This is a genomic window from Xanthomonas maliensis, assembly GCF_009192945.1.
In the GTDB taxonomy this organism is placed as follows: Bacteria; Pseudomonadota; Gammaproteobacteria; order Xanthomonadales; family Xanthomonadaceae; genus Xanthomonas; species Xanthomonas maliensis.
Window position 1 is genome coordinate 1 of the sequence record NZ_NSET01000014.1, and the last position, 22845, is coordinate 22845.

At 64.5% G+C, this 22845-nt stretch carries 20 protein-coding genes; 13 read left to right on the plus strand and 7 right to left on the minus strand.

Annotation, left to right across the window (positions count from 1 at the left end):
• The first annotated feature begins 499 nt into the window (after window positions 1–499).
• From CKY51_RS03810 to CKY51_RS03825, 4 genes are all read left to right on the plus strand, one after another.
• Entirely contained in the window at window positions 500–793 is a 294-nt protein-coding gene (locus CKY51_RS03810; protein ID WP_152248908.1) for a hypothetical protein, read from the plus strand.
• Between the two features lie 69 nt (window positions 794–862).
• Window positions 863–1273 carry a hypothetical protein gene (locus CKY51_RS03815; protein ID WP_152248909.1) on the plus strand — a complete coding sequence of 137 codons (411 nt, stop codon included), beginning with the start codon at window positions 863–865 and terminating at the stop codon, window positions 1271–1273.
• A gap of 89 nt (window positions 1274–1362) precedes the next feature.
• The gene (radA, locus tag CKY51_RS03820; RefSeq protein ID WP_022973298.1) at window positions 1363–2754 is read left to right on the plus strand and encodes a DNA repair protein RadA; all 1392 of its coding nucleotides are present in this window, start codon (window positions 1363–1365) and stop codon (window positions 2752–2754) included.
• A 703-nt stretch (window positions 2755–3457) separates the two neighbouring features.
• Complete coding sequence (locus tag CKY51_RS03825) at window positions 3458–3841, plus strand: DUF805 domain-containing protein (RefSeq protein ID WP_022973299.1); 384 nt, start codon at window positions 3458–3460, stop codon at window positions 3839–3841.
• A 111-nt stretch (window positions 3842–3952) separates the two neighbouring features.
• Here CKY51_RS03825 and CKY51_RS03830 read toward each other — a convergent pair whose 3' ends face one another.
• Window positions 3953–4711 carry a response regulator transcription factor gene (locus CKY51_RS03830; RefSeq protein ID WP_022973300.1) on the minus strand — a complete coding sequence of 253 codons (759 nt, stop codon included), beginning with the start codon at window positions 4709–4711 and terminating at the stop codon, window positions 3953–3955.
• A 93-nt stretch (window positions 4712–4804) separates the two neighbouring features.
• Between CKY51_RS03830 and CKY51_RS03835 the strand changes: the two genes are divergently transcribed.
• The 9 genes from CKY51_RS03835 (at window position 4805) to CKY51_RS03875 (ending at window position 15851) form a co-directional block, all read left to right on the plus strand.
• A complete protein-coding gene (locus tag CKY51_RS03835; RefSeq protein ID WP_152248910.1) occupies window positions 4805–5155 on the plus strand; it encodes a hypothetical protein in 351 nt (116 codons plus the stop codon).
• 405 nt (window positions 5156–5560) lie between these two features.
• Window positions 5561–6916, plus strand: a complete 1356-nt coding sequence (locus tag CKY51_RS03840) for a helix-turn-helix transcriptional regulator (protein ID WP_031340285.1) — start codon at window positions 5561–5563, stop codon at window positions 6914–6916.
• Window positions 6917–7820: 904 nt separating this feature from the next.
• A complete protein-coding gene (locus CKY51_RS03845; RefSeq protein WP_152248912.1) occupies window positions 7821–8660 on the plus strand; it encodes an STAS domain-containing protein in 840 nt (279 codons plus the stop codon).
• A 1-nt stretch (window position 8661) separates the two neighbouring features.
• Window positions 8662–9024, plus strand: a complete 363-nt coding sequence (locus CKY51_RS03850; RefSeq protein ID WP_022973303.1) for an STAS domain-containing protein — start codon at window positions 8662–8664, stop codon at window positions 9022–9024.
• Complete coding sequence (locus tag CKY51_RS03855; protein ID WP_022973304.1) at window positions 9024–9425, plus strand: anti-sigma regulatory factor; 402 nt, start codon at window positions 9024–9026, stop codon at window positions 9423–9425. Before CKY51_RS03850 ends, CKY51_RS03855 begins: the two co-directional genes overlap by 1 nt.
• Complete coding sequence (locus CKY51_RS03860; protein ID WP_022973305.1) at window positions 9416–10438, plus strand: ATP-binding protein; 1023 nt, start codon at window positions 9416–9418, stop codon at window positions 10436–10438. The genes CKY51_RS03855 and CKY51_RS03860 overlap by 10 nt, the downstream gene beginning before the upstream one ends.
• Window positions 10435–11307 carry a sensor histidine kinase gene (locus CKY51_RS03865; RefSeq protein WP_152248913.1) on the plus strand — a complete coding sequence of 291 codons (873 nt, stop codon included), beginning with the start codon at window positions 10435–10437 and terminating at the stop codon, window positions 11305–11307. The genes CKY51_RS03860 and CKY51_RS03865 overlap by 4 nt, the downstream gene beginning before the upstream one ends.
• A complete protein-coding gene (locus CKY51_RS03870) occupies window positions 11297–13246 on the plus strand; it encodes a response regulator (RefSeq protein ID WP_022973308.1) in 1950 nt (649 codons plus the stop codon). The genes CKY51_RS03865 and CKY51_RS03870 overlap by 11 nt, the downstream gene beginning before the upstream one ends.
• Before the next feature lie 244 nt (window positions 13247–13490).
• Complete coding sequence (locus tag CKY51_RS03875; protein WP_152248914.1) at window positions 13491–15851, plus strand: TonB-dependent receptor; 2361 nt, start codon at window positions 13491–13493, stop codon at window positions 15849–15851.
• Between the two features lie 61 nt (window positions 15852–15912).
• On the opposite strand, the gene trxC is transcribed toward CKY51_RS03875, so the two are convergent.
• From trxC to CKY51_RS03905, 6 genes are all read right to left on the minus strand, one after another.
• Complete coding sequence (trxC, locus tag CKY51_RS03880) at window positions 15913–16359, minus strand: thioredoxin TrxC (protein ID WP_022973310.1); 447 nt, start codon at window positions 16357–16359, stop codon at window positions 15913–15915.
• A 251-nt stretch (window positions 16360–16610) separates the two neighbouring features.
• Window positions 16611–16970, minus strand: coding sequence for a DUF1428 domain-containing protein (locus tag CKY51_RS03885; RefSeq protein WP_022973311.1), 360 nt, complete (start codon window positions 16968–16970; stop codon window positions 16611–16613).
• A gap of 200 nt (window positions 16971–17170) precedes the next feature.
• Window positions 17171–18295, minus strand: a complete 1125-nt coding sequence (locus CKY51_RS03890; RefSeq protein ID WP_022973312.1) for a hybrid sensor histidine kinase/response regulator — start codon at window positions 18293–18295, stop codon at window positions 17171–17173.
• Entirely contained in the window at window positions 18292–18879 is a 588-nt protein-coding gene (locus CKY51_RS03895; protein ID WP_022973313.1) for a chemotaxis protein CheB, read from the minus strand. Before CKY51_RS03895 ends, CKY51_RS03890 begins: the two co-directional genes overlap by 4 nt.
• Window positions 18876–19724: a CheR family methyltransferase gene (locus CKY51_RS03900; protein ID WP_022973314.1), complete on the minus strand. Its 849-nt coding sequence runs from the start codon at window positions 19722–19724 to the stop codon at window positions 18876–18878. Before CKY51_RS03900 ends, CKY51_RS03895 begins: the two co-directional genes overlap by 4 nt.
• Entirely contained in the window at window positions 19697–22819 is a 3123-nt protein-coding gene (locus tag CKY51_RS03905; RefSeq protein ID WP_031340291.1) for a response regulator, read from the minus strand. Before CKY51_RS03905 ends, CKY51_RS03900 begins: the two co-directional genes overlap by 28 nt.
• Window positions 22820–22845: the final 26 nt, after the last annotated feature.

Genomic DNA, 22845 nt, shown 5'->3' on the forward strand with positions numbered 1-22845 from the left:
TTGACGGGGGAGCTTACGCACCGACCGGGTCGGCCTGTCGTTCTATTATGACTACGACTCGCAGTGGCGCGTGGTCCACAGCTGGGGCGACGGCGGTTTGTACGACCACCGCTTCGCCTACGACGACTTGCTGCGCGAGACTTCAGGGGGTATGTCAAGAGCAACTCCTGAGTGGCGGGCACGATATGGTCCTGCATCAATGCGGGAGCATCACCTTATTCCTCAGGCTATGATGAAAGATCAAAAATTTCATTGCTCAGCTTCGTTCTGCAGGTGTTAAGGATCCCGAAAATTACATTCATCGTCAAATAGCAATAATTCCGCATGCAACGCATGCTGCTCTGCATGATAATGGCTGGAATCGTCAATGGAAAGATTGGTTTGCGTCTAATCCCTCATTCTCAAGACGAGACCTTCAGTCGTTTATTGGATCGCAGATGAGGGCTCATAACGTTCCTAGGTCTTCAAGAAACTTTGCAAAGAAATATGGGTGCAGAAAATGAGTATGCGAGCAAAAAATTTAGTAAATAAGGCGCTGCTTTTATTGGATAGGGGTGACTTCGAAGCAGCAAAGCAGCAATTGCAAGATGCTATCGCAGAGGCGGAAACTTCCAGTGATCCTGTTAGCCTTGTAAAGGCGCTGGTGGTGCTGGGGGATTGCTTGCACAGTGAAGGGGACGCTTCCGCTGGTGACGTTCATTTGCATAAGGCTTTGTCTGTCGATTTAGAAGGCAAGGAAGAGGTGGTTGAGTACGAAATGCAACGGGCACGAGAACTGCTGAAGATGGAATAAAGCTTTAGTGAGGAAATGAAATTCAGGAGTGAGAAATCAAGACTGCTAGTCAGTGCGGAATGCTTGCTAATGACATTTTATTCGCTCCAGAGCACGGTTAATAATGAGATCGAGGTCGTAGATTTTCTAGGCAAGCGAGGTCGTCTCCCATCATTGTGCATACTCCTTCTTGCACCAGGAAATTTAATGCTCCATGTGCGGGGTAATATGATTAAAGCTATCGAAGAGGTGCGCCAAGGCGCTTTTGCAAAGATTTTTGATTTTGATGTTGAAAGCCTCGATCAGTGTCTGGACGCTGTAAGGCGAATGAATGGTGGGGATCGAACCTTGATTTCCTTTTCTGTGGATGGCCTTTCCATCATGGTCGGTGGTGGAGATGGTCAGTACGTTGTTGCCATGGAAAGCGATGAGTCGATCGTCAATGCTGAATACATTTCCGATCTATTATGGGGAGCACTCTCCGCTGCGGGTAAGGCCTAAGCCGCTTGCCCGCCCCCACGCTGAACCGTCTCGGTACCTGAGACCTGCGCCCGCTATGCTTTGGCTTCGGAAGCAACGGCAAGAAGACGATGGCGAAGGCGAAGACGGCCTATGTGTGCGGCGAATGCGGTGCCGAATACACCAAGTGGCAGGGGCAATGCACCGAGTGCGGCGCCTGGAATGCGCTGAGCGAGATCGTGCTCGAAAGCGCCAGCCCTGGCGGCAAGGTGTCGCCGGCGGCGTCGCGGCGCAGTGGTTGGGCCGGTAAGGCGGAGACGCCGCGCATCACCGCGCTCAAGGATGTGCAGCAGACCGAGCAGCTGCGCGTGTCCACCGGGATCGGCGAATTCGATCGGGTGCTGGGTGGCGGGCTGGTCGAGGGGGCGGTGGTGCTGATCGGCGGCGATCCCGGCATCGGCAAGTCGACGCTGTTGCTGCAGGCGCTGGCGAGCATGGCCGGCAGCCTGCCGGTGCTGTACGTGACCGGCGAGGAATCGCTGGCCCAGGTCGCCGGCCGCGCCGTTCGACTGGATCTGCCGCTGGACGGCTTGAATGCCTTGGCCGAAACCGGGATCGAGCACATCCTGCAGCATGCCAGCGGGGCGCGGCCCAAGCTGATCGTGGCCGACTCGGTGCAGACGCTGTGGACCGAGTCGCTGACCGCCGCCCCCGGTTCGGTCAGCCAGGTGCGCGAAAGCGCCGCGCGCCTGGTCCGCTATGCCAAGGAGACCGGAACCGCAGTCTTCCTGGTCGGCCATGTCACCAAGGAAGGCGGCATCGCCGGGCCGCGCGTGCTCGAACACATGGTCGATGCGGTGCTGTATTTTGAAGGCGAAAGCGGTAGCCGCTTCCGCCTGCTGCGCGCCTTCAAGAACCGCTTCGGCGCGGTCAACGAGCTGGGCGTGTTCGCAATGGGCGAAAAGGGCTTGAAGGAAGTCTCCAATCCATCGGCGATCTTCCTGTCCGGCGGCAGTACGCGCCAGCCCGGCAGTTGCGTCATGGTGACCCGCGAAGGCACCCGTCCCCTGATGGTGGAGGTCCAAGCGCTTGTCGATGCCTCGCCGCTGTCCAATCCCCGGCGCGTCGCCGTTGGCCTGGAGCAGAACCGGCTGGCGATGCTGCTGGCAGTGCTGCATCGCCACGGTGGGGTGGTGGTCGGCGACCAGGACGTGTTCGTCAACGTGGTCGGTGGCATCCGTGTGCAGGAGACCGCCGCCGACCTGCCGGTGCTGCTGGCGGTACTGTCCTCGTTGCGCGATCGCCCGCTGCCGGACAAGACGATCGCCTTCGGTGAGGTGGGTCTGTCCGGCGAGATCCGGCCGGTACCCAATGGCGAGGATCGCCTGAAGGAGGCGGCCACCCATGGTTTCAAGCGTGCCATCGTGCCCAAGGCCAATGCGCCCAAGACTGCCAGCATCAAGGGGATGGACATCGTGGCGGTGGAACGGCTGAGCCAGGCCTTGGAAGCGGCGGCGGATTGAACCCAAGGGCGCGCCCAGGTGGGTGCGGGAGTTGATTGGCGGGAAAACGCCATCGTTTGGCCCAGCATCTGCCGATCCGGCACGCGTAGCCGAGCGGCCGGTAGCCGCTAGCGACTTGCCAGCACGTCCCGCCGGCGGCAAGGTGGCGATCCCGGCGGAATGCTGGTGCACGCGGCGAGGGGAATCCCCGCAGCGAATCGGCAAGATCGGTCGCTAGCACGGCTCCCTATCGGCGACGGGACCCGCATGGCTTTGCCTCGAAGAGGGACGCAGCCCTTCCATGGTCGGCGCTTCCTGCAACGCAACGACTCGATGGCCGTAGCGCCCGGCCTGCGGCCGCGCCGTTCGGCCATTCTCGGCTGTGGGAGGGGGCCTGGTTCCCGCCCCCCCTAACTCTGACGTTGTCGCCCTGCGGCGGGAGGGGATGCCGCGCGTGTTTGGCAGGGCCAGGGCCGCCTCTGGGCCGCAAGTGTGGCCGTCCCTATAAGTAGAAGGAGCGCGGCCAGCAGGCTCCACCCGATGCCGCCGCCGCAGATGGTTGGCCGGCCTTGGCCTGAACCATCCGCTCGCATGGGCTTGGGGCTGACACAGACCGGGCTGAAACGAAAACGTTTTCTGAACGGCTCGGCTGTGTCACCATGCGCGCCGCTGCCAGGCGCAGCGGATCACACCGACGTCAATCGCAAGTCATGGGAGACTGCAAATGGAATGGATGTTGTTGCCACTCAAGCGCTATGCCGACTTCAACGGTCGTTCGCGGCGCAAGGAATACTGGATGTTCGCGTTGATGCAGTTCATCGTCATGGTCGTGCTCGGCGGGTTGTTTGCCGTCGCCGCGGCAATGGGCGGTGAGCAGGGGCCGGGCCCGCTGGCTTGGGCGCTCTTTGCGGTGCTGATGCTGTTTGTGCTGGCACTGATCGTCCCCAGCATCGCGGTGCAGGTGCGTCGCTTCCATGATCAGGGCAAGTCGGGCTGGTTCTGGCTGATCAACCTGGTGCCTTACGTTGGCGGCTTGATCGTGCTGGTCTTCATGTGTCTGGAAGGAACGTCGGGGCCGAATGCCTACGGCGAAGATCCCAAGCAATAAGCGTCTTGCACCAGCATGGCGACGACGGCGCCGGTTGATCCCGGCGCCGTCGTCGTTTTTAGCGCCGAGATTTGGTCGCTGCGCGGATCCGGTGCCGTGCGACGCAATGCGTCAGCCGAATGCCATCGTCCTGGGGTGGGCCGGTGCGACTGCATCGGGATTCGCCAGTTCCAGCTTGTAGCCGTGCGAATAAACGGTGCGGATGCGCACCGGGCCATCCTGATTGCTCAGTTGCAGCTTCTTGCGCAGCTTGTAGATGTGCTGCTCGATGGTGCGGTCGGTGAATTCGGTATGGCTGCCCCATACCGCCTTGGCGAGTTGGCAGCGGCGGAAGCAGGTGCTTGGATTGGAGAACAGCAGCCAGGCGATGGAAAACTCGCGTGCGGTCAGCACAATCGGTTCGTCGTGCAGGTAGACGGTGTTTTCCTCGCGAACCAACCGATATGGGCCCAGTGCCACGATCTGTGATGCGTCGACGGCCGTCGGCATGCGCGGTGTCATCGCCATGCTGGTGCGCACATGCAACTCGTGCGCATTGAACGGCAGGCTGATGACATCGCTCGCGCCGGCCGCATACCACGCCATGATCGCATCGGCACAGTCGAAGCGGCCGAGCACGATCAGCGGTGTGGGATGGCCGCAATGGCAGCGTTGCCACGCCAGCAACGAACTTTCGCTGGCGGTGACGCAGGACGCGTCGAAGATCAGGATGTCGCAGGTCGAATGGCGCAGGCAGCGCAGTAACTCCAGTTCATCGGAATAGACGCCAACCCGGCAGGCCAGCGATGCGAGGCTCGCATTGATCTGCGAGGCCAGTCGTGCGTCGCGGGTCAGCACCATCGCCGTCTCGTGCGGCACGTCCGCGTACATCAGCGAGCCTGCCCGTTGGCGGCCGCGGCGCGGGGCCGTGGCAGCTGCGAGGACGCCGGAGGGCACGAGACCGTCGATGAGGTGTTCGGGGACATGGCGAAGGAATGGCTGCGGAAGGGAAGGTTACCAGCTGATTGGTATGTACCATTGGAACGGCCGAAAGTTTCATCGTACGGCGTTATTTTCATGCCTGTTGCCGTGCTTGCTTTAGCGCGCGGTCATCTAAATCTGCTGAGCTATTACCGCTATAACATGGATGCCCTGCGGATAGGCGTATTACAGGCCGGTGTGAGCAAGGGCTATTTGGGTGGACCGTCCGGTTTAGATATGCAGGACAGGTCTATACCAATTTTAAATAATGCGCGTTCGTGTCGATATGCGTCAGATTGTGTCGATTCGTGTCATGGCGTGGTTCGATTCTTATTCGCCAAGATGATGCGTTAGCGGTAACAATCCAGGGGCAGGATGGAAATTGCGCCGCGCATGCAGCCCTCCTGCGGCAGCTGCCGCCATCGCCAAGCGGCTGGGTAAGTCCCTAGATGTGCGACCAGTGCGACATGCGTGGTTGCACCTAAGCCTACGTCAGCAGACATGCAAGCAATGCCGTGCGTGCACGTGGCGCCCAGTTCGCACTTTCTCGCCAGAGTGAGGATTTTTGAATTTCTAGGTGGTGTCGAGAGGGAATTTCCATGGCAGCCGCTGCCTACAATCGGTTGCGCGTGCATCACGGCGTCTTTGATGTTTTTGCTTGTTCCCCCTTCGAGAGAGTTCGGCATGATCCTTTCCACCTACTTTGCAGCGATTTCCGCGCTTTCGGCCGCGGATCGTTTTCCCATCTATACGAGCAGGATGCTGGTTGGTGCGTGGCCGCAAGGCCTTCAACATCTGCAACAGCGGCGCGACGGACACGCCGATGCAGAGGATCCCGGCGATGAGCTTCGCCTGCTCGGCGCCAGCGCCGATGCCTTGCTGGTGTTGGAGTATCAGGAAGAGGCGGAGGATGCCTATCGGCTGGCGTTGAAGGCCGCACGCGGGCATCAACGTCAATTGCGCTTGTTGTCTTGCCGAAACACCGCTTGGTTGACGCTGAGCCAGCGTCGTCTCAGTGCGGCGTTGAACTGCTTCGCTCAACTTGCGATGGATCGTGAGACGCCTGCCTGCTTGGCCGGCGAAAGTCTGCTCGGGAAGGCCTTGACCCATTTCCATCTCGGTCAGAGCACCTTGGCGCTGCAGACGCTGGAGCGTGCACACGAGAAGTTGGCGGAGCTGGAGCAAGGCGCGACCGACTGGATTCGCGTGGCGACCGCGATGCGCCTGGATCTGATCGCCCAGTTGCGGATCCGTCGCGCCGAGCGCATGAGCGACCATGTGTTCTGGCAAGCCGCATTGCGACAGGAAGACGCGGCGTTCTCGTTCGAGCCCGCCGAACTGCGCGCCTGTATCGCCGATCTGTCCGAGAGCATGCCGATCCTGGCGCAGCGCTTGCGGCACGTCCGCAATCTACTGCGCATTGCCGGTGGCGACACGTTCGGCTTCGATGCGCAGATCGATGCGTTGCCGTCGGCGGCCACCGGTTGCCCGCCGTGCGCGCGGCAGGACACGCAGGTGGAGCTGGCGCTGGCGGCCTTGGCGGTCGGCCGGGCCGATCTGGCCGAGCGCGCACTGGCAGGTGCCGGTCGCCATCATGCGCCGCGCTGGAATCTGGAGTTCGAGTATTGCCAGGCCAAGATCAGCCAGGCATTGGGTCGTACCGAGCAGGCGCTGTTGCTGTACAACCGCTATGCGTTGGGTGCGGTGCAATGCCTGCGCAGTGAAGTCCAGGCGCCGCGCCTGCTGGAGGGCGAAGCACCGGCCAACGTCAGCGACGATATTTCCGCACGCCTGCCGGCCAAGTATCGGCGTGCCTACGCTTACATGATCGCCAATGCGCATCGCTCCGATCTGTCGATCAATGAGGTGGCGGCGCAGATCGGCGTGACCGGACGTGCGTTGCAGCAGGCGTTCAAGTCGGCGACCGGGTTGTCGCCGACCCAGGTCCTGCGCCGCTATCGCATGCAGGGCATTCGCGATGAGCTGTTGGCCGATGGTGGTTGCGGCAGCGTGCTGCAGGCCGCCAGCCGCTGGGGCGTAGGCAGTCGTTCGGCACTGGCCAAGGGCTACCGGCAGCACTTCAATGAGGCACCGATGGAAACCCTGCAGCGCTGAGCGCTGGGGGGAGGCACCGGCCGGTGGCCCCTGTGGGGCGGCCGGTCGGTTGCGGCCTGCCGGCGATGCTCGCGGCGGGTTGCTGCCGCCAATACCGCGTGAGTTTACGCAGCAAGCACCCGGTTGGGGCGCTTTGCCTAGCCGCAGGCCGTGTGCTTTCCGGCAGCTGTGGTGGTGAGCATGGCCGCTGACCTGATGACCAGGATGGCACGGTCGCGCCGCAGCTTGCGGCATGAGGCCAGGCAGGCTGCCGACAACCGCGCGTTGGGCAAACACGCGCCGCGATGTTGCAGCGCGGGCTTGATCAGGCATTGGACCGTGCCGGCACCAGCGGCTGCCGATCATCTGCAAGGACGTCGTTACTCATCGGCAGCCAGCGCCAGGATGTCGTGCGACCGCCGATCATTCCAGGCGGTCGACCCAGCTGCCGCCGTGTCAGCGTAGCGATTCTGCGGGTGGCGCGGAGATTGCGAGATTCCGGACGGGGGTGTGGACTCGACACTGGACTCTTACGCTGCCGACCATCCCTGAAGTCAGGCACGATGGGGTAGACGCCCCGGCGTGCCGGCGGCGCATGGCGTGCGCCACCGGCCGCAACCGCAGGTCGCGACTGGCTTGGGCCGGTCGCCGAGCGCATAGGCGAGCGGGGCGCGCTACCCGTGAAGCGTAAGGCGCTGGCGCTAGTTTCCGCGCTGCCGTTGTCGGCCCGTGGCCCGGTTCACGGTCGTCGCGGCCCACAGCTGGCAAGCCGGGACTGGGCGGTTGCCGATCGCGACCATATGGCCGCTGGTTGGCGGTTCTGAATTGCTTTACTCTGCTGCGCCTCGGCGTAGGGGGACGCCGCGGCCAGTCAGGCGCAGTCCAGCCCGCCGCTTCTCGCTCTTCTTCTTGAGGCAGGTGATCCATGGTGGCATTGCAACAGCGCACGATCGATGCGATTCGGGGCCAGGAAGACGCGTTGTTGGCGGTTTGGCTGGAGTCCAATGCGAACGATGCCCGCCTGTCGCGGCAGGAGCTTCAGAGCCAGGGGGCAGAGTTCCTGCGCCTGCTGGCCGCGTCGCTCAAGGATGGTGGCGGCAGCCTTGACAGTGCCGAGTGGAGCGAAGCGCGGCGTTTCCTCGAACAGCTGTCACGCGACCGCGCCATGCGCGGGTTCGACTCACAGGAAACCGCCAACTTCATCTTCTCGCTGAAGCGGCCGCTGTTCGATCTGGTGCAGCGCGAATACGCCAGCGCCCCCGAAGCGCTCGGCCATCAGCTGTGGGCCTTGTCGGAGCTGCTGGATCAGTTGGGCCTGCAGACCGTCAAGGCGTTCCAGAAGACCCGCGAGGACATCATTGTCCGTCAGCAGGAAGAAATGCTGGAGCTGTCCACGCCCGTCGTGAAGCTGTGGGATGGCGTGCTGGCCTTGCCGATGATCGGTACGCTGGATTCGCAGCGCACCCAGGTGGTGATGGAATCCTTGCTGCAGCGGATCGTCGATACTGGCTCGGAGATCGCCATCATCGATATCACCGGCGTGCCGACCGTCGATACCCTGGTGGCTCAGCACCTGCTCAAGACGGTGACCGCGATCCGCCTGATGGGCGCCGACGCCATCATCAGCGGCGTGCGTCCGCAGATCGCCCAGACCATCGTGCATCTGGGATTGGACCTGCAGGGCATCGTCACCAAGGCCAATCTCGCCGATGCGCTGGCGTTGGCGCTCAAGCGGACCGGCGTGACGGTCGGCAAGGCGCAATGAGATGGAACGCATCCCGATCTTGCGCATGGGCCAGTTGCTGCTGGTGACCATCCAGGTGGATATGCATGACCAGCTGGCGCTGACGCTGCAGGAGGACCTGGCCGACAAGATCGCGGCAACCTCGGCGCGTGGCGTGTTGATCGATATTTCGGCGCTGGACATCGTCGATTCCTTCATCGGCCGCATGATCAGTACGATCTCCGGCCTCGCCGCGGTCATGGGGGCGCGCACGGTGGTGGTCGGCATGCAGCCGGCAGTGGCGATCACCCTGGTGGAGCTCGGTCTGACCTTACCCTCGGTCCGCACGGCGTTGGACGTCGAACGCGGCATGCGCCTGCTGCAACAACCCGAACGCGAGGCGTGATGAGTGCTATTTCGGGATCGCAGCCGGTCCGCAGCGAACAGGACGTCGTTCTGGCGCGGCAGACCGTGCGCAAGTTGGTCGTGCAGTGCGGATTGCGCCTGGTCGACCAGACCAAGCTGGTCACCGCCGCCAGCGAGTTGGCGCGCAACGCGGTGATCTATGGCGGCGGCGGGGACATGGAGTGGGCGCTCGTGGAAAGCGGCGCGCGCAAGGGCGTGCAGTTGACCTTCCGCGACGAAGGACCGGGCATCCCCGATCTCGATCTGGCATTGACCGATGGCTGGACCTCCGGCAACGGGCTCGGCCTGGGGTTGTCGGGTAGCCGCCGGCTGGTGGACGAATTCGTGCTCGATAGCGCGGCCGGTCGCGGCACGCGGATCACGATCACCAAATGGAAGTGAGTTTCGCCGGCGCGGTCACCCAGGTCATCCGCGTGGAGGAAACCACCCAGGTCGGCCAGGTCCGTCGGCACGCGCTGGCGCTGGCGCAAGGCAATGGTTTCGACGAGGACGATTGCGGCCGCGTCGCGTTGGTGGCCACCGAGCTGTCGACCAACGTGCTCACCCACGGCGGTGGCGGCCATGTCCAGCTCGCGCTGACCGCCGGTCGAGAGGGCGTGGGGGTCGAGGTCTGCACGATCGATGCCGGGCCCGGATTCGACCTGGCCCGTTGCCTGGCCGATGGCTATTCCACCGGCACCACGCCGGGCATCGGGCTGGGCACGGTCCAGCGCCAGGCCGACGTGCTGGATGCGTATTCCGATGCCGCCGGCGCGGTAGTGCTGGCGAGGATGTATGCCGCCAACGGCGCTGGCAACGGCGCTGGCAGGGACTTGCCCTATGGCGCCCTGCGCATTCCGTTGCAACATGAGCTGGAGTGCGGCGACGCCTGGCATCTGCAAATCGTCGGCACGCAAGTGACCGCGACCATGATCGATGGCTTGGGACACGGCCCCGCAGCGGCTGCAGCGGCGGACGCTGGCGTGCAGGCGGCAGCGCTCGCCAGCGGTGAGCCAGGCGAACGGCTGACGCGGCTGCACGCCAGCATGTCCGGCACCCGCGGCGGCGCGGTCGCTGTCGGTTGCTTCGATGCCGACAGCGGCCAACTGCGCTTTGCAGGGGTGGGTAACATCACCGCGGCCTTGTGCGATGGCGAGGGCGTACGCAGCCTGATGTCGCATCCGGGGATCGTCGGGGTGCAGTTCCGCAAGACGGTCGCCGGCGACCTGCGGGATGCGCGGGGGCGCCTGCTTGTGCTGCACAGCGACGGCTTGCAGTCGCGCTGGAACCTGCGCGATCACGCCGGCCTGCTTGCCCGCCATCCGCGCATCATCGCAGCCGTGCTATTGCGCGATCATCAACGTGGCCGCGATGACTGCGGCGTCTTTGTCATGCGGCTGGGAGACCTGCAATGACTGCAAGCCACGATCCGGGCGCGGGCGAGTCGGCCGAGTTGGCAGCGCTGCGCGAGCACAACCAGGCGTTGCGCGAAGAGCTGGAGGAAACCAATCAGGGCGTGCTGGCGCTGTATGCCGAGCTCGACCAGCAGGCCGAGCAACTGCGCGCGGTGTCCGAGCTCAAGAGTCGTTTCCTGTCGTACATGAGTCACGAGTTCCGCACCCCGCTCAGCTCGATCCTCAGCATTACCCGCCTGCTTGAAGACGGCATGGATGGGCCGTTGAACGAGGAACAGGCGCGTCAGGTGCGCTTCGTCAGCGCCTCGGCGCGCGAGTTGACCGAGATGGTCGACGACCTGCTGGATCTGGCCAAGATCGAAGCCGGTCGCATCACCATTTCGCCGGCGTGGTTCGATCTGATGGATCTGTTTTCCGCCTTGCGCGGCATGTTCCGTCCGCTGACCGACATCGGTACCACCACCTTGGTGTTTGAAGATCCGCCGCCGTTGCCGATGCTCTATACCGACGACAAGAAGCTGGCGCAGATCCTGCGCAACTTCATTTCCAACGCGCTCAAATTCACCCCACAGGGCCAGGTGCGGGTGTATGCGCAACTGGAGGATGCCGGCCACGTCCGCTTCAGCGTGCAGGACACCGGGATCGGCATCGCGCCGGAACTTCACGAGACCTTGTTCGAGGATTTTATACAGGTGGATTCGCCGCTGCAGAAACGCTTGACCGGCACCGGGCTGGGATTGTCGATCTGCAAGCGCTTCGCCGAGTTGCTGGGCGGTCGAGTCGGCCTCAACAGCATCGTCGGCCAGGGATCGGAGTTTTTCGTGGTGCTGCCGTTGACGCTGGCAGCGGAGGACGCATTTGGGCAGTAAGCAGCGCATTCTGGTGGTCGACGACAACGCAGTGACGCGTTATTCGGTGCGTCGTGTGCTCGAACATCATCAGTTCCTGGTCGAGGAAGCAGGCACCGGCGGCGATGGGCTGTTACGGCTGCAGGCGACAGCGTTCGCAGCCGTGGTGCTGGACGTCAATCTACCGGACATGAGTGGATTCGACCTGGTCCGTACGCTACGTGCCGAGCCGCGCACCGCGTTGTTGCCGGTGGTGCACGTCTCTGCCGCCTCGATCGCCACTGGCGACATGATCACCGGCCTGGATGCCGGCGCCGATGCCTATCTGATCCATCCAGTGGACCCCAACGTCCTGGTGGCCACGCTACGGACCTTGCTGCGCGCGCGTCACGCCGAGGAAGCTCTGCGGGTCAGCGAGGCGCGCTTTCGCGAGATCTTCGAGCATGTGCGGGTGCCGATCGCGGTGGTCGATGCCAATTTGCAACCGCAAGATGCCAATACGGCGTTCCAGCGCCTGCTTGGCGACGCTAGCCCGGCCGAGGCATTGATCGGTGTCGGGCAGCAGGAGGTGGTGGCGGAGCTGCGCGCCGCGCTGGCGCGCCGCGAACGCTGGACCGGTATCTTGCAGGTGGAGCGCCATGGCGTGGTCCGCGAGACCGAGTGGCGGCTGTCGCCGTATCGCGAGCCGGACCTGGGCTTGCTGATCGTGGAGGATGTGACCGAGCAACGGCTACGCGAGCGCGAACAACAACAGGAGCTGGATACCGCGACGTCCGAGTTGGCGCATCAGATCGCCGAGCGACGACGCACCGAGATCCAGTTGCTGCAGGCGCAGAAGATGGAGGCACTGGGCAAACTCACCGGCGGCATCGCGCACGACTTCAACAACCTGTTGACCAGCATCATCTCCGGCCTGGACATGATCCAGCTGGCGGTGGCCTCCGACCGCATCGAGCGGGTGCCCCGCCTAGCCGAGATCGCCACCGGCTCGGCCCACCGCGCCGCGGCCCTGACCCAACGCATGCTGGCCTTCGCGCGCAAGCAGTCGCTGGATGCGCAACCCTTCGACGTCAATGCCCGCGTGCGCTCGCTGGAGGACATGCTACGCCGTTCGATCAGCGAGAACATCGTGCTGAAGCTGGACGTGTCGCAGCAGCCGTTCGTTGCGATCGCCGATGCCAACCAGTTCGAGAACGTGGTGCTCAATCTGGTGATCAATGCCCGCGACGCGCTCAAGGGACGTGGCACGATCTGCATTCGGAGCGAGGCGCTGCAGGTGCGCGACGACCCGGAGCTGGACGATGGCGACTACGTGGCGCTGAACGTGATCGACGATGGCAGCGGGATCGAGCCGGCGATTCTCGACCAGGTCTTCGAACCGTTCTTCACCACCAAACCAATCGGCGAAGGGACAGGTCTGGGGTTGTCGATGACCTACGGGTTCGCGCGCCAGTCCGGTGGCATTGCCCGCATCAAAAGCACGCTTGGCCAAGGGACCACGGTGGCGTTGTTGCTGCCGCGCGGGCTGACGGCTGTCGAGCTACCGCCGGCAGCGGCCGCGCAACCTGCGCGGCAGCGATCCGAGCGCATCTTGTTGGTGGACGATACCGATGTCGTCCGCATGATGGTCAGCGAGGTGCTCGGCGATGCCGGTTATCAGGTGATCGAGGCCGACACCGCCGATGCGGCGCTGGCGCACCTGCGCGATGACACGGGGTTCGATCTGATCGTGTCCGATGTCGGCTTGCCCGGCATGAACGGGCGCGACATGGCCGATCTCGCACGGGCGATGTATCCCGCCTTGCCCATCCTGTTCATCACCGGCTACGCCGAAAACGCGGCCATCCGCCAGGAGTTCCTGGCCGAGGGCATGGCGCTGTTGCCCAAGCCTTTCAGTCTGCACGACTTGTTGAATACCGTCGGGCAGATGCTGGATAACGCAGGTTCCCGCCACCACTGAACGCGCAGCCTCGGCGGCCCACCGGCGCGACAGTACGCGGTCGCCGCCGCTGCCTCGTGCGCGACCAATGTGGTCACGGTTGCGCGCGCCCGTATCCGTGCGTGCGCAGCTGACTGCAGACTACGACTGCCATGCCACGGCAACATTCCTGACATATCGTGCGCGCGGCGCGACGACCGCGCCTCCTAAGGCTTGCGCATGCCGGACGGACCCACTGCGCGCACTACTTCAAGGATTCGACTGCATGTCGCTGTACTCGCTCGCTGCTCCTACCTCCGTCTCCGGCCTGTGCCAGCTCTCCGCACGCCTTCGTGCGGGCGCGCGCCATACGCCGCTGGCGCGCGCCTGCGCCGGGCTGTTGCTGACGTCGCTGGCGGCCAGTGCCGCGGCCCAGCAGGCGCCGGCCGAGGGCAGCCCGACCGCGCTGGATACCGTCACCGTGACCGCAGAGCGCCGCGAGCAGAACCTGCAGGAAGTGCCGGTGTCGGTTGGCGTGATGCAGGGCGAGGCGCTGCGCGAGTACACCGCCGGCGGCGACGACACCCTGCTGGCCCTGTCCGGTCGGGTGCCCAGCTTCTATGCCGAAACCACCACCGGCCGCATCTTTCCGCGGTTCTACATCCGTGGCCTGGGCAACATCGATTTCTACCTGGGCGCATCGCAACCGGTGTCCATCATCCAGGACGATGTGGTGCTGGAACATGTGGTGCTGAAGTCCAACCCGGTCTACGACCTGGATCAGGTCGAAGTGCTGCGTGGCCCGCAGGGAACCTTGTTCGGCCGCAACACCACCGCCGGCATCGTCAAGTTCGATAGCGTCAAGCCCAGCGACACCTATACCGGCCGCGTCAACGCCAGCTACGGCAGCTACAACACCATCTCGCTGGACGGTGGCTTTGGCGGCCCGATCAACGATGTGCTGTCCTTCCGTATCTCCACCTTGTACCAGCACCGCGACGACTGGGTGGACAACACCTTTGCTGGCCCCAGCGACGATGGCACGCGGACCCCACGCAAGAATGCGATGGGCGGCTATAACGACCGCAACGCGCGCCTGCAGTTGCTGCTCAAGCCCAATGATGCGTTCTCGCTGCTGGCCTCGGCGCATACCCGCGATTACGACGGCACCTCGACGTTGTTCCTGCGCAACGCAGTGCAGCGGGGCAGCGACAAGGTGGACGTGCCGCGCGACCGTGTGGCCTACGACGAAGCGCAAGACAATCCGCAGGCCTATCGCACCGATGGCGGTTCGATCAAGGCGGTCTACGACTTCGGTGGCGTCTCGTTGACCTCGATCAGCGCCTACGAGACCACCTCTGGCTATAGCCGCGGCGACACCGATGGTGGCGCGGCGGCGAATTTCCCGGTCAATGGCGTGCCGAACGGCTACGGCGAGTCGATGGGCCAGATCCGCGACCTGGGCCAATATACGCAGGAGTTGCGCCTGGCCAGCGAGGGCGAGGCAGCCCTGCAGTGGCAAGTGGGCGCGTTCTACTTCGATGGCCGCGATACCACTGATTTCTATCAGCGCGCCTACTTCCTGCAGACGGCCGCGCGCAATCCGAACAACTGGGTACGCCTGCGCAACAGCAATACCTCGTGGGCCGGCTTCGGTCAGCTCAGCTACAAGGCGACCGATGCGCTGACGCTGACGGCTGGCATCCGCCAGACCAAGGACAGCAAGGAAACGCGCCTGCTGAAAACCGCCGATACCGCGGCCGGCGTGGTGACCTACCGCGGCCGTCGGGATGTGCGCATGTCCGATACCCAGCCGAGTTGGGATCTGAGCGCGATGTATGAAATCGATCCCCGGCTGAGCGTGTATGCGCGCGTGGCGCGCGGCTTCCGCGGCCCGACCATCCAGGGCCGTAGTGCGGTGTTCAACTCCGATTTCACCACTGCCGATTCGGAAACCATCCTGTCCTGGGAAGCCGGCATCAAGAGCAGCCTGTTCGAGAACCGTCTGCGCCTGAATGTCAGCGGCTTCACTTACACCGTCGACGATATCCAGCTCAACGGCAACGACTCCAACGGCAACGGCGTGCTGTTCAATGCCGACAAGGCCAAGGCGTACGGCCTGGAAGCCGATCTGGATTGGCGCCCGGTCTCCAATCTGTCGCTGACCGCCGGCCTGAGCCTGTTGCACAGCGAAATTCGCGACGATCGCGTCTATGCGCAGGTCTGCGGCCTCAATGGCGTGGTGGTGTGCACGGTCAACGATCCCACCATCCGCGTCGGCGCCAACACCTTTGCGCAGATCGACGGCAACCCTTTGCCGAACGCGCCCAAGTACAACCTCAACCTGGCCGCGCGCTACGACATCCCGATGGGTAACGACGGCGCCTTCTTCGTGTCCACCGACTGGAACAAGCAGGGCGAAACCAGTTTCGTGCTGTACGACTCGACCGAATTCCGCTCCAACGGCAACTTCGAGGGCGGCCTCAAGCTCGGTTACACCGGGGGCTACGGCGCCTGGGAAGTGGCGGCCTTCGCGCGCAACATCACCAATGAGAAGAACGTCAAGGGCGTGATCGAGAACTATATGGCAGCGGTGTACAACGAGCCGCGCATCGTCGGCGTGTCGCTCAACGTCAACTGGCAGTAAGACTGCCATCCGTCTCCGCTGCAGTGGCTACTGCGGCGGAGGCGGACCGGTCGCGGCGGGACTATCCCGAGCCCAGTACCGCGCGGACCCATGCAACGATCTGCGCGGTGCCGACCGCACCGGAGTGACGGCCGAGTTCGCGGCCGTTGCGGATGACCAGCAGGGTGGGAATGCTGCGGATGCCGAAGCGGTTGCCCAGGATCGGGTATTGGTCGGTGTCGACCTTGCCCAGCCGCACCTGTGGCTCGAGGCTGGCGGCAGCAGCGGCGAACTGCGGCGCCATGGTCCGGCAGGGGCCGCACCAGGGTGCCCAGAAATCCACCACCAGCGGCAGATCGCTGCGCACCGCATGCTTGTCGAAATCGGCGTCGGTCAGGACCACCGGCGCGCGCTGAAACAGGGCGGCATGGCATTGGCCGCAGTTGGGCGCATCGTGCAAGCGTGCAGGCGCCAGGCGATTGATTGCCGCGCAGGCGGGGCAGGCCACCAACAGGGGGGCGTCGGTCATGCAGCGATCTCCTGGACGATGGGCTTCACGCGCGCAGGCGATGGCCGGCTGCGCTGATCGTCAACATGGGGGCACGCGCCGCTGGCGCAAGCGCAGTGGCGCCGATCTTGCCGGCGTCCTGTGCCTGGGAGGCACGTCGCGATGCAGCGGCGTCTCGATCACCGACCTTGGAACGCTCTGCCGCGTCGATCGATGCGGCGGGAGGCAGTCTCGGCTGCTTGGTTGATCGTTGGTCGACGCTGCCGGAGCGATCAGCCCGGCAAGGTCAGCAGCGGGACGAAGCCACCGAAGATCATTCGCTTGCCATCGAAGGGCATGGGGTTGTTTTCCTGGTCCATGCGGGGGTCGTCCATCATCTTTTGCATGCCGGCATCGCGGGTGGCCTTGTCCGGCCATTCGATCCAGGAGAACACCACGGTCTCGTCCGGTCCGGCCTGGACGGCACGCATGAAGTCGGTCTGCTGTCCCTGCGGCACGTCATCGCCCCAGCACTCCACCACCCGCAACGCCCCGTATTGCACGATCAGCGCATCGCCCTCGCGGGCATGCGCAAGGAATTGCGCCTTGTTGGCGGTGGGCACGGCAATCACAAATCCATCGACATACGACATGGCAGCCTCCTCGGGTGGACGCACGGCGTGCGTTTGTCGGTGACGACGAACGCACCGTGCGGAAATCGACATGGGTTGCAAAGAATGTGCACGACAACGATCGCGATCGAATGATCGCCAACGGATGGGCTCGCTACTCATGCGCGCCGTTGCCGTCCAGCAGCTTACCTCGCGCCGCCGCGCGCGTCGGCCTGCGCGATTTAGGCCGCCAGGTTATGCCGGCGCAGTCTGGCCTCGAACACGACATCGCCGTCCTCGTTGCGCGCCTGCAGGGTGCCGCCATGTGCCTTGACGAACTGGTCGGCGATGAACAGCCCCAACCCGAGCCCCTGGCTGGCGTGGAAACTGGCCTTGAACGGTTCGAACAGGCGCGGCATCAGGTTGTCCGGAATATAGCCGGCATTGCGCACGGATAGCCGTAGCGTGTCCTTCTCGGTTCCGTCCAGGTGGACGTGGACCGGCTTGCGGTCGCCGTGCAATACCGCATTGCCAACCAGGTTGGAGACCACCTGCGCCAGGCGATCGCCATCGCCATCACCGTCCAGGTTGCCGTCGGTCTGCAGTTGGATCGGCGTATGCGGGTTGGCCTGCGCCACTTCGCCGACCACGCTGTGCACGACCTGGCCGAAATCGCAGGGGCCGAACTGCATCGGCAGTCCATCGGTACGCAACCGCGAAAAGTCCAGCAATTGCTCGACCATTCGCGCCATACGCCGTGCGCTGTTTTCCAGGTGGTCCAGGGTGTGCGCCGCTGGGCTGTTCGGATCCACGTCCATGCCGAGCTTGTCGGCGCACAGCAGGATCACCGACAGCGGCGTGCGCAGGTCGTGGGTCAGCACGGCCATCATCGTCTCGTTGAGCTTGAGCGCATGTTCCAGCGACGCGTTGCGCGCCTTGAGCAGACGGCGTTGCCGATACAACTCGATGAAGACATTGACCTTGCCCAGGATCACCTGTGGCTCGATCGGCTTGTGCAGGAAATCGACCGCGCCGCTTTCGTAACCCTGGAACGCGCGCATCGGATCGTTCGGCGAGGCGGTGAGGAAAATGATCGGGACATGGCGGCTGCGTTGTGAGCCGCGCATCAATTCGGCCAGCGAGAAGCCGTCCATCTCCGGCATGTGCACGTCCAGCAGCGCCAGCGCGACCTCGTGGTCGAGTAGCAATTCCAACGCTTGCGCGCCGGAACTGGCGCACAGCACCTGGATGCCTTCGCGGCTGAGCAGGGCCTCCATGGCCACCAGGTTCTGCGGCACGTCGTCGACGATCAGGATCTTGGCAGCATCGTCGGTGTGGGGAGCGAGGCCGGTCGCGGTGAGGTTCATGGATGGAAGGCTTCCAGTCGGCTGCAGATCGCCTGCAGGGTCAACACCGCGTCGGCGCCGGCGTGGGCGAGGGCAGAGGCGGGCATCAAGGGGGCATCGGCATCGTCGGGACGCTGGATCCAGGCGGTGCCGCCGGCGTGGCGCACCGCGGCCACCCCGGCACTGCCGTCGCTGCTGGCACCGGTGAGCAGGATGGCGAGCAAGCGCTGGCCGAACACATCGGCGGCCGATTCGAACAGCGGATCGATCGCCGGGCGGGAAAATACGATCGGCGGATCCATCGACAAGGCGAGGCTGCTGCGATCTTCCACCAGCAGGTGGTAGTCGGGTGGCGCAATGGTCACCGTGCCAGGCAACAGTGGCTGTTTGTCCTCGGCTTCGCGGACCGGCAGCGCGCAGCGTGCATCGAGCAGCTCGGCGATCTGGCTGGGACGGTCGCGCGGCAGATGCAGCACCACCAGCACTGCCATCGGCAGCTGGGCCGGCAGACTGGATAGCAGCGCCTGCAAGGCCTTGACGCCACCGGCAGACGCGCCGATGACGATGGCCTGCGGCAGTGCATGAGATGGCGTGCGCTCGCTCATGCGGCCTTCCGGTACAGCCGCTGTTCGCGCACACAGGTTTCGAAGGCCTGCGCATGTGCGCCGAATTGCAGCGACTCCTTGCTACCCAGCCCGAGGAAGCCGCGGTGGACCAGTGCGTCGCGAAACAGGCCGACCGCGCGATCCTGCAGCGCACGTTTGAAGTAGATCAGCACATTGCGGCAGGACACCAGATGGACCTCGGAGAACACGGTGTCGGTGGCCAGACTGTGGTCGGCGAAGACGATATTGCGTTTGAGGCGGCGGTCGAACACCGCACCATCGTAGGCAGTGGTGTAGTAATCCGACAGCGAGCCGCGGCCGCCGGCATCGAGGTAGTTGCGACTGAACTGGGCGATGCGGTCGATGCCGTAGGCGCCGGCTTCTGCGGTGGCCAGCGCTTCGGGATTGATGTCGGTGGCGTAGATCACCGCTTTCTCCAGCAGGTCCTCCTCGTGCAGCAGGATGGCCAGCGACCAGACTTCCTCGCCAGTGCTGCAGCCAGCGACCCAGACCTTGATCGACGGGTAAGTGCGCAGCACCGGGACCGCATGTTCGCGCAGCACGCGGAAGTAGGGCGGGTCGCGGAACATCTCCGAGACCTGCACGGTGAAGAATTGCATCGCCTGTGCGAAGGCGTCCGGCTCGTGCAGCAGCCGGTGCTGCAGGTCGGCCACGCGCGTGCAATCGAAGCGCGCCATCGCATGGCGCATGCGCCGACGCAACGACGACACCGCATAGTCGCGGAAGTCGTAGTGGTAGCGCTGGTAGATCGCCTCCAGCAGCACCCGCAGCTCCAGATCGAACAGCTCGCCCGGTGTCATTGCCGCGAGCACCAGACCCGGCACAGCGACACCAGCTTGTCCACGTCGATGGGCTTGGCGATGTAGTCGTTGGCGCCCGCTTCCAGGCAGTGTTCGCGATCGTCGGCCATGGCCTTGGCGGTCAGCGCAATGATCGGTAGATCCTGCCACTGACGCTGAGCACGGATCTCGCGCATCGCGGTCAGGCCATCCATCTCCGGCATCATGATGTCCATCAGCACCAGGTCCACCTCGCGCTCGGCCAGGCGCTGCAGGGCTTCGCGGCCGTTGCGGGCGATCTCCAGCGTCACTCCCAGCGGTTCCAGCACGCTGGACAGGGCAAAGATATTGCGCACGTCGTCCTCGGCCAACAGCACGGTGGCGCCGTCCAGCACCGCGTCGCGCCGCCGCGCTTCGCGCAGCAGGCGTTGCTGGTCGCTGGGCAGCGAGGCTTCGACGCTGTGCAGGAACAGCGTCACCTCGTCGAGCAGACGCTCGGGCGAGCGCACGCCCTTGATGATGATGCTCTTGGAGTAGCGGCGCAGGCGCTGCTCCTCGTCGCGGGTGAGCGCGCGGCCGGTGTAGACGATGACTGGGGGGAAGGCCACCGCGTCGTTGCCGGCCATGCGCTCTAGCAGGTCGTATCCGCTGCCATCGGGCAGGGCCAGGTCGGTGACCATGCAGTCGAAGGTCGAGCTGCCCAATTGCTCCATCGCCTCGGCGATGCTGCCCACGGCGACGATCTCCAGTTGATCGCGCGCCAGCAGCAGTTCCAGGTTGGCGCGCAGCGCGCTGTCGTCCTCGACGATCAGCAGGCGACGCAGTGCGCGCGCGTTGGTCTCTTCCAGCTGGCGGATCGCGCCGACCAGCAGTTCGCGCGTGGCAGGCTTGATCAGATAGCCCACCGCGCCCAGCTCCAGCGCCACCTGGCTACGCTCCAGTGCCGACACTACGTGGACCGGAATGTGGCGCGTGGCGGGGTCGCGCTTGAGCCGTTCCAGCACACTCAGGCCGGAGGCGTCGGGCAGGCCGATGTCCAGCAGGATGCCGCTGGGGCGCAGTTCGGCCGCCAGCGCCAGCGCCTCTTCGGCATTGGGCGCGACCACGCAATCGAAATCCAGTTCATGCGCGACATCGACCAGTGCCTGTGCGAAGCGTGCCTCGTCCTCGACGGCGAGGATCAGGCGGCCTGGACGCTTGCGTTGGTCGCGATCATCGTCGGCGCGCACGGCTGGGACTGCGCTCGGAGCGATCGCCACCGGCGCGGTTGCCTGCAAGGAGGGCAGCGCTACTGGCGCGCGCGCGGCAGGTATCGGCGCTGGCGTCGGGATGGCGGGAGAGACGGTTTCGGTCTCGGTCGGGGCGCCGTCGATGGGCAGGTCGAGCGCGAAGCAGCTGCCGCGGCCCGGTTCGCTGTCGACCTCGATCGAGCCGCCCATGCGCAAGGCGAGGTCGCGCGAGATCGACAGTCCCAGACCGGTGCCGCCGTAGCGCCGGCGTGTGCTGCCATCGGCCTGCCGGAATGCCTCGAAGATGATCTCGCGTTGCTCGCGCGCAATGCCGATGCCGGTATCGCAGACCTCGAAGCGCACGCGTCCGGCATGCGGCGTACGCACCGTCAGGCTCACCTTGCCGTGCTCGGTGAACTTGATCGCGTTGGCCAGCAGGTTCTTGAGGATCTGTTGCAGTCGTTGGCTGTCCACCACCAGGTTGTCCGGCGCATCGGCGGTCGCTGAGATGTCCAGCTCCAGCCCCTTCTGCCGCGTCAACGGCTCGAACGTCTCGCGCAGGCGCTGCAACACCGTGGTGGTCGCCACGGTGTCGTCGGCCAGTTCCACATGGCCGGCCTCGATCCGCGATAGGTCGAGAATGTCGTTGATCAAGGCCAGCAGGTCGTTGTTGGACGAATGGATCGCCTGCGCATACTTCACTTGCTCGGCGCTCAGCGTGCCTTCCTTGTTGTCGACCAGCAGTTTGGCCAGGATCAGCGCGCTGTTGAGCGGGGTGCGCAGTTCATGCGACATGTTGGCCAGGAACTCGGATTTGTAGCGCGAGGCGGCCGACAACTCGTTGCTGTTGCGGACCAGCTGCGCCTGCGCAACCAACAGGGCCTGCTTTTGCGCTTCCAGCGCCTGCGTGCGCTCTTCCAGTTGCACATTGGTCTGCTCGAGCTCGGCTTGCTGCTGCTCCAGATCGGCCTGCGATTGCTGCAGGCTGCGGCTCTGTTCTTCCAGTTCCTCGTTGGCCACCCGCAGTTCCTCCTGCTGGGTCTGCAGTTCCTCGCTCTGGCGCTGGGTCTCTTCCAGCAAGGTGACCAACTGGTCGCGCAGCAGCGCGGTGCGCAGGGCCACCCCAATATTTTCGCTGCAACGTGCCAGCAATTCGCCCGCGCGTGCGTCGCTTGCATCGCGCGGGGCGACCCGTCCCATTTCGACGATGCCGGTGATGCGGCCATCGACGGTGATCGGTGCCAGCCAGAGCTCGCCGCAGTCGGTCCGCCCGAGCGCCGAGGCGATCTGCAGATGGCCGGCATCCACGCCGACGACGCGACGCACCGTGGCTTGCTGCAGCGTTTCGCCCAACTGACCGGCATGGATCGGCAGCTCGCGCGGCAGGTCGCTGGGCAACGACGTGCCGCCGGTCAGGCGCAGGCGATCGCCATCCACCCGGTAGAGCGCGCCGACATGCGCATCGAGGACCTCGCACAGTGCGCGTACAGCGGCATCGGCCAGCCCTTCCGGGCTCTGGTCGCCACGCAGGCTGGCTTCCACGCTGTTTTCTGCGCGCTGCAGCCACAGCGCCAGCTCGGCCTGGCGGCGCGCACGGATCGCCTGCATCACCACCAATGCCATCGCCAGGAACGAGATGCCGCCGATGGTGCGGTTGATCGAAGAGAAACTGGAATTGGTGCTGGGCGGGGCCAGCTGGAAGCCGATCGCCAACAGCACGCACGACATCACCCCGGCGACCAACGGCGCTTGCGGGCGGCTCTGGAACACGGTGACGCCGACGGCGACGAAGTACGTCAACCACACGGCATAGCCCAGCGGCGTGACCAGTTCCGCTGCCAAGGTGGCAGTCATCAGGCTCCCCGCGATCGCCCAGATCCAGCGGTCGCGTAGCATGGGGCGGGGCTGCATGAGGCGAGAGATCCGTGCAAAAGGCC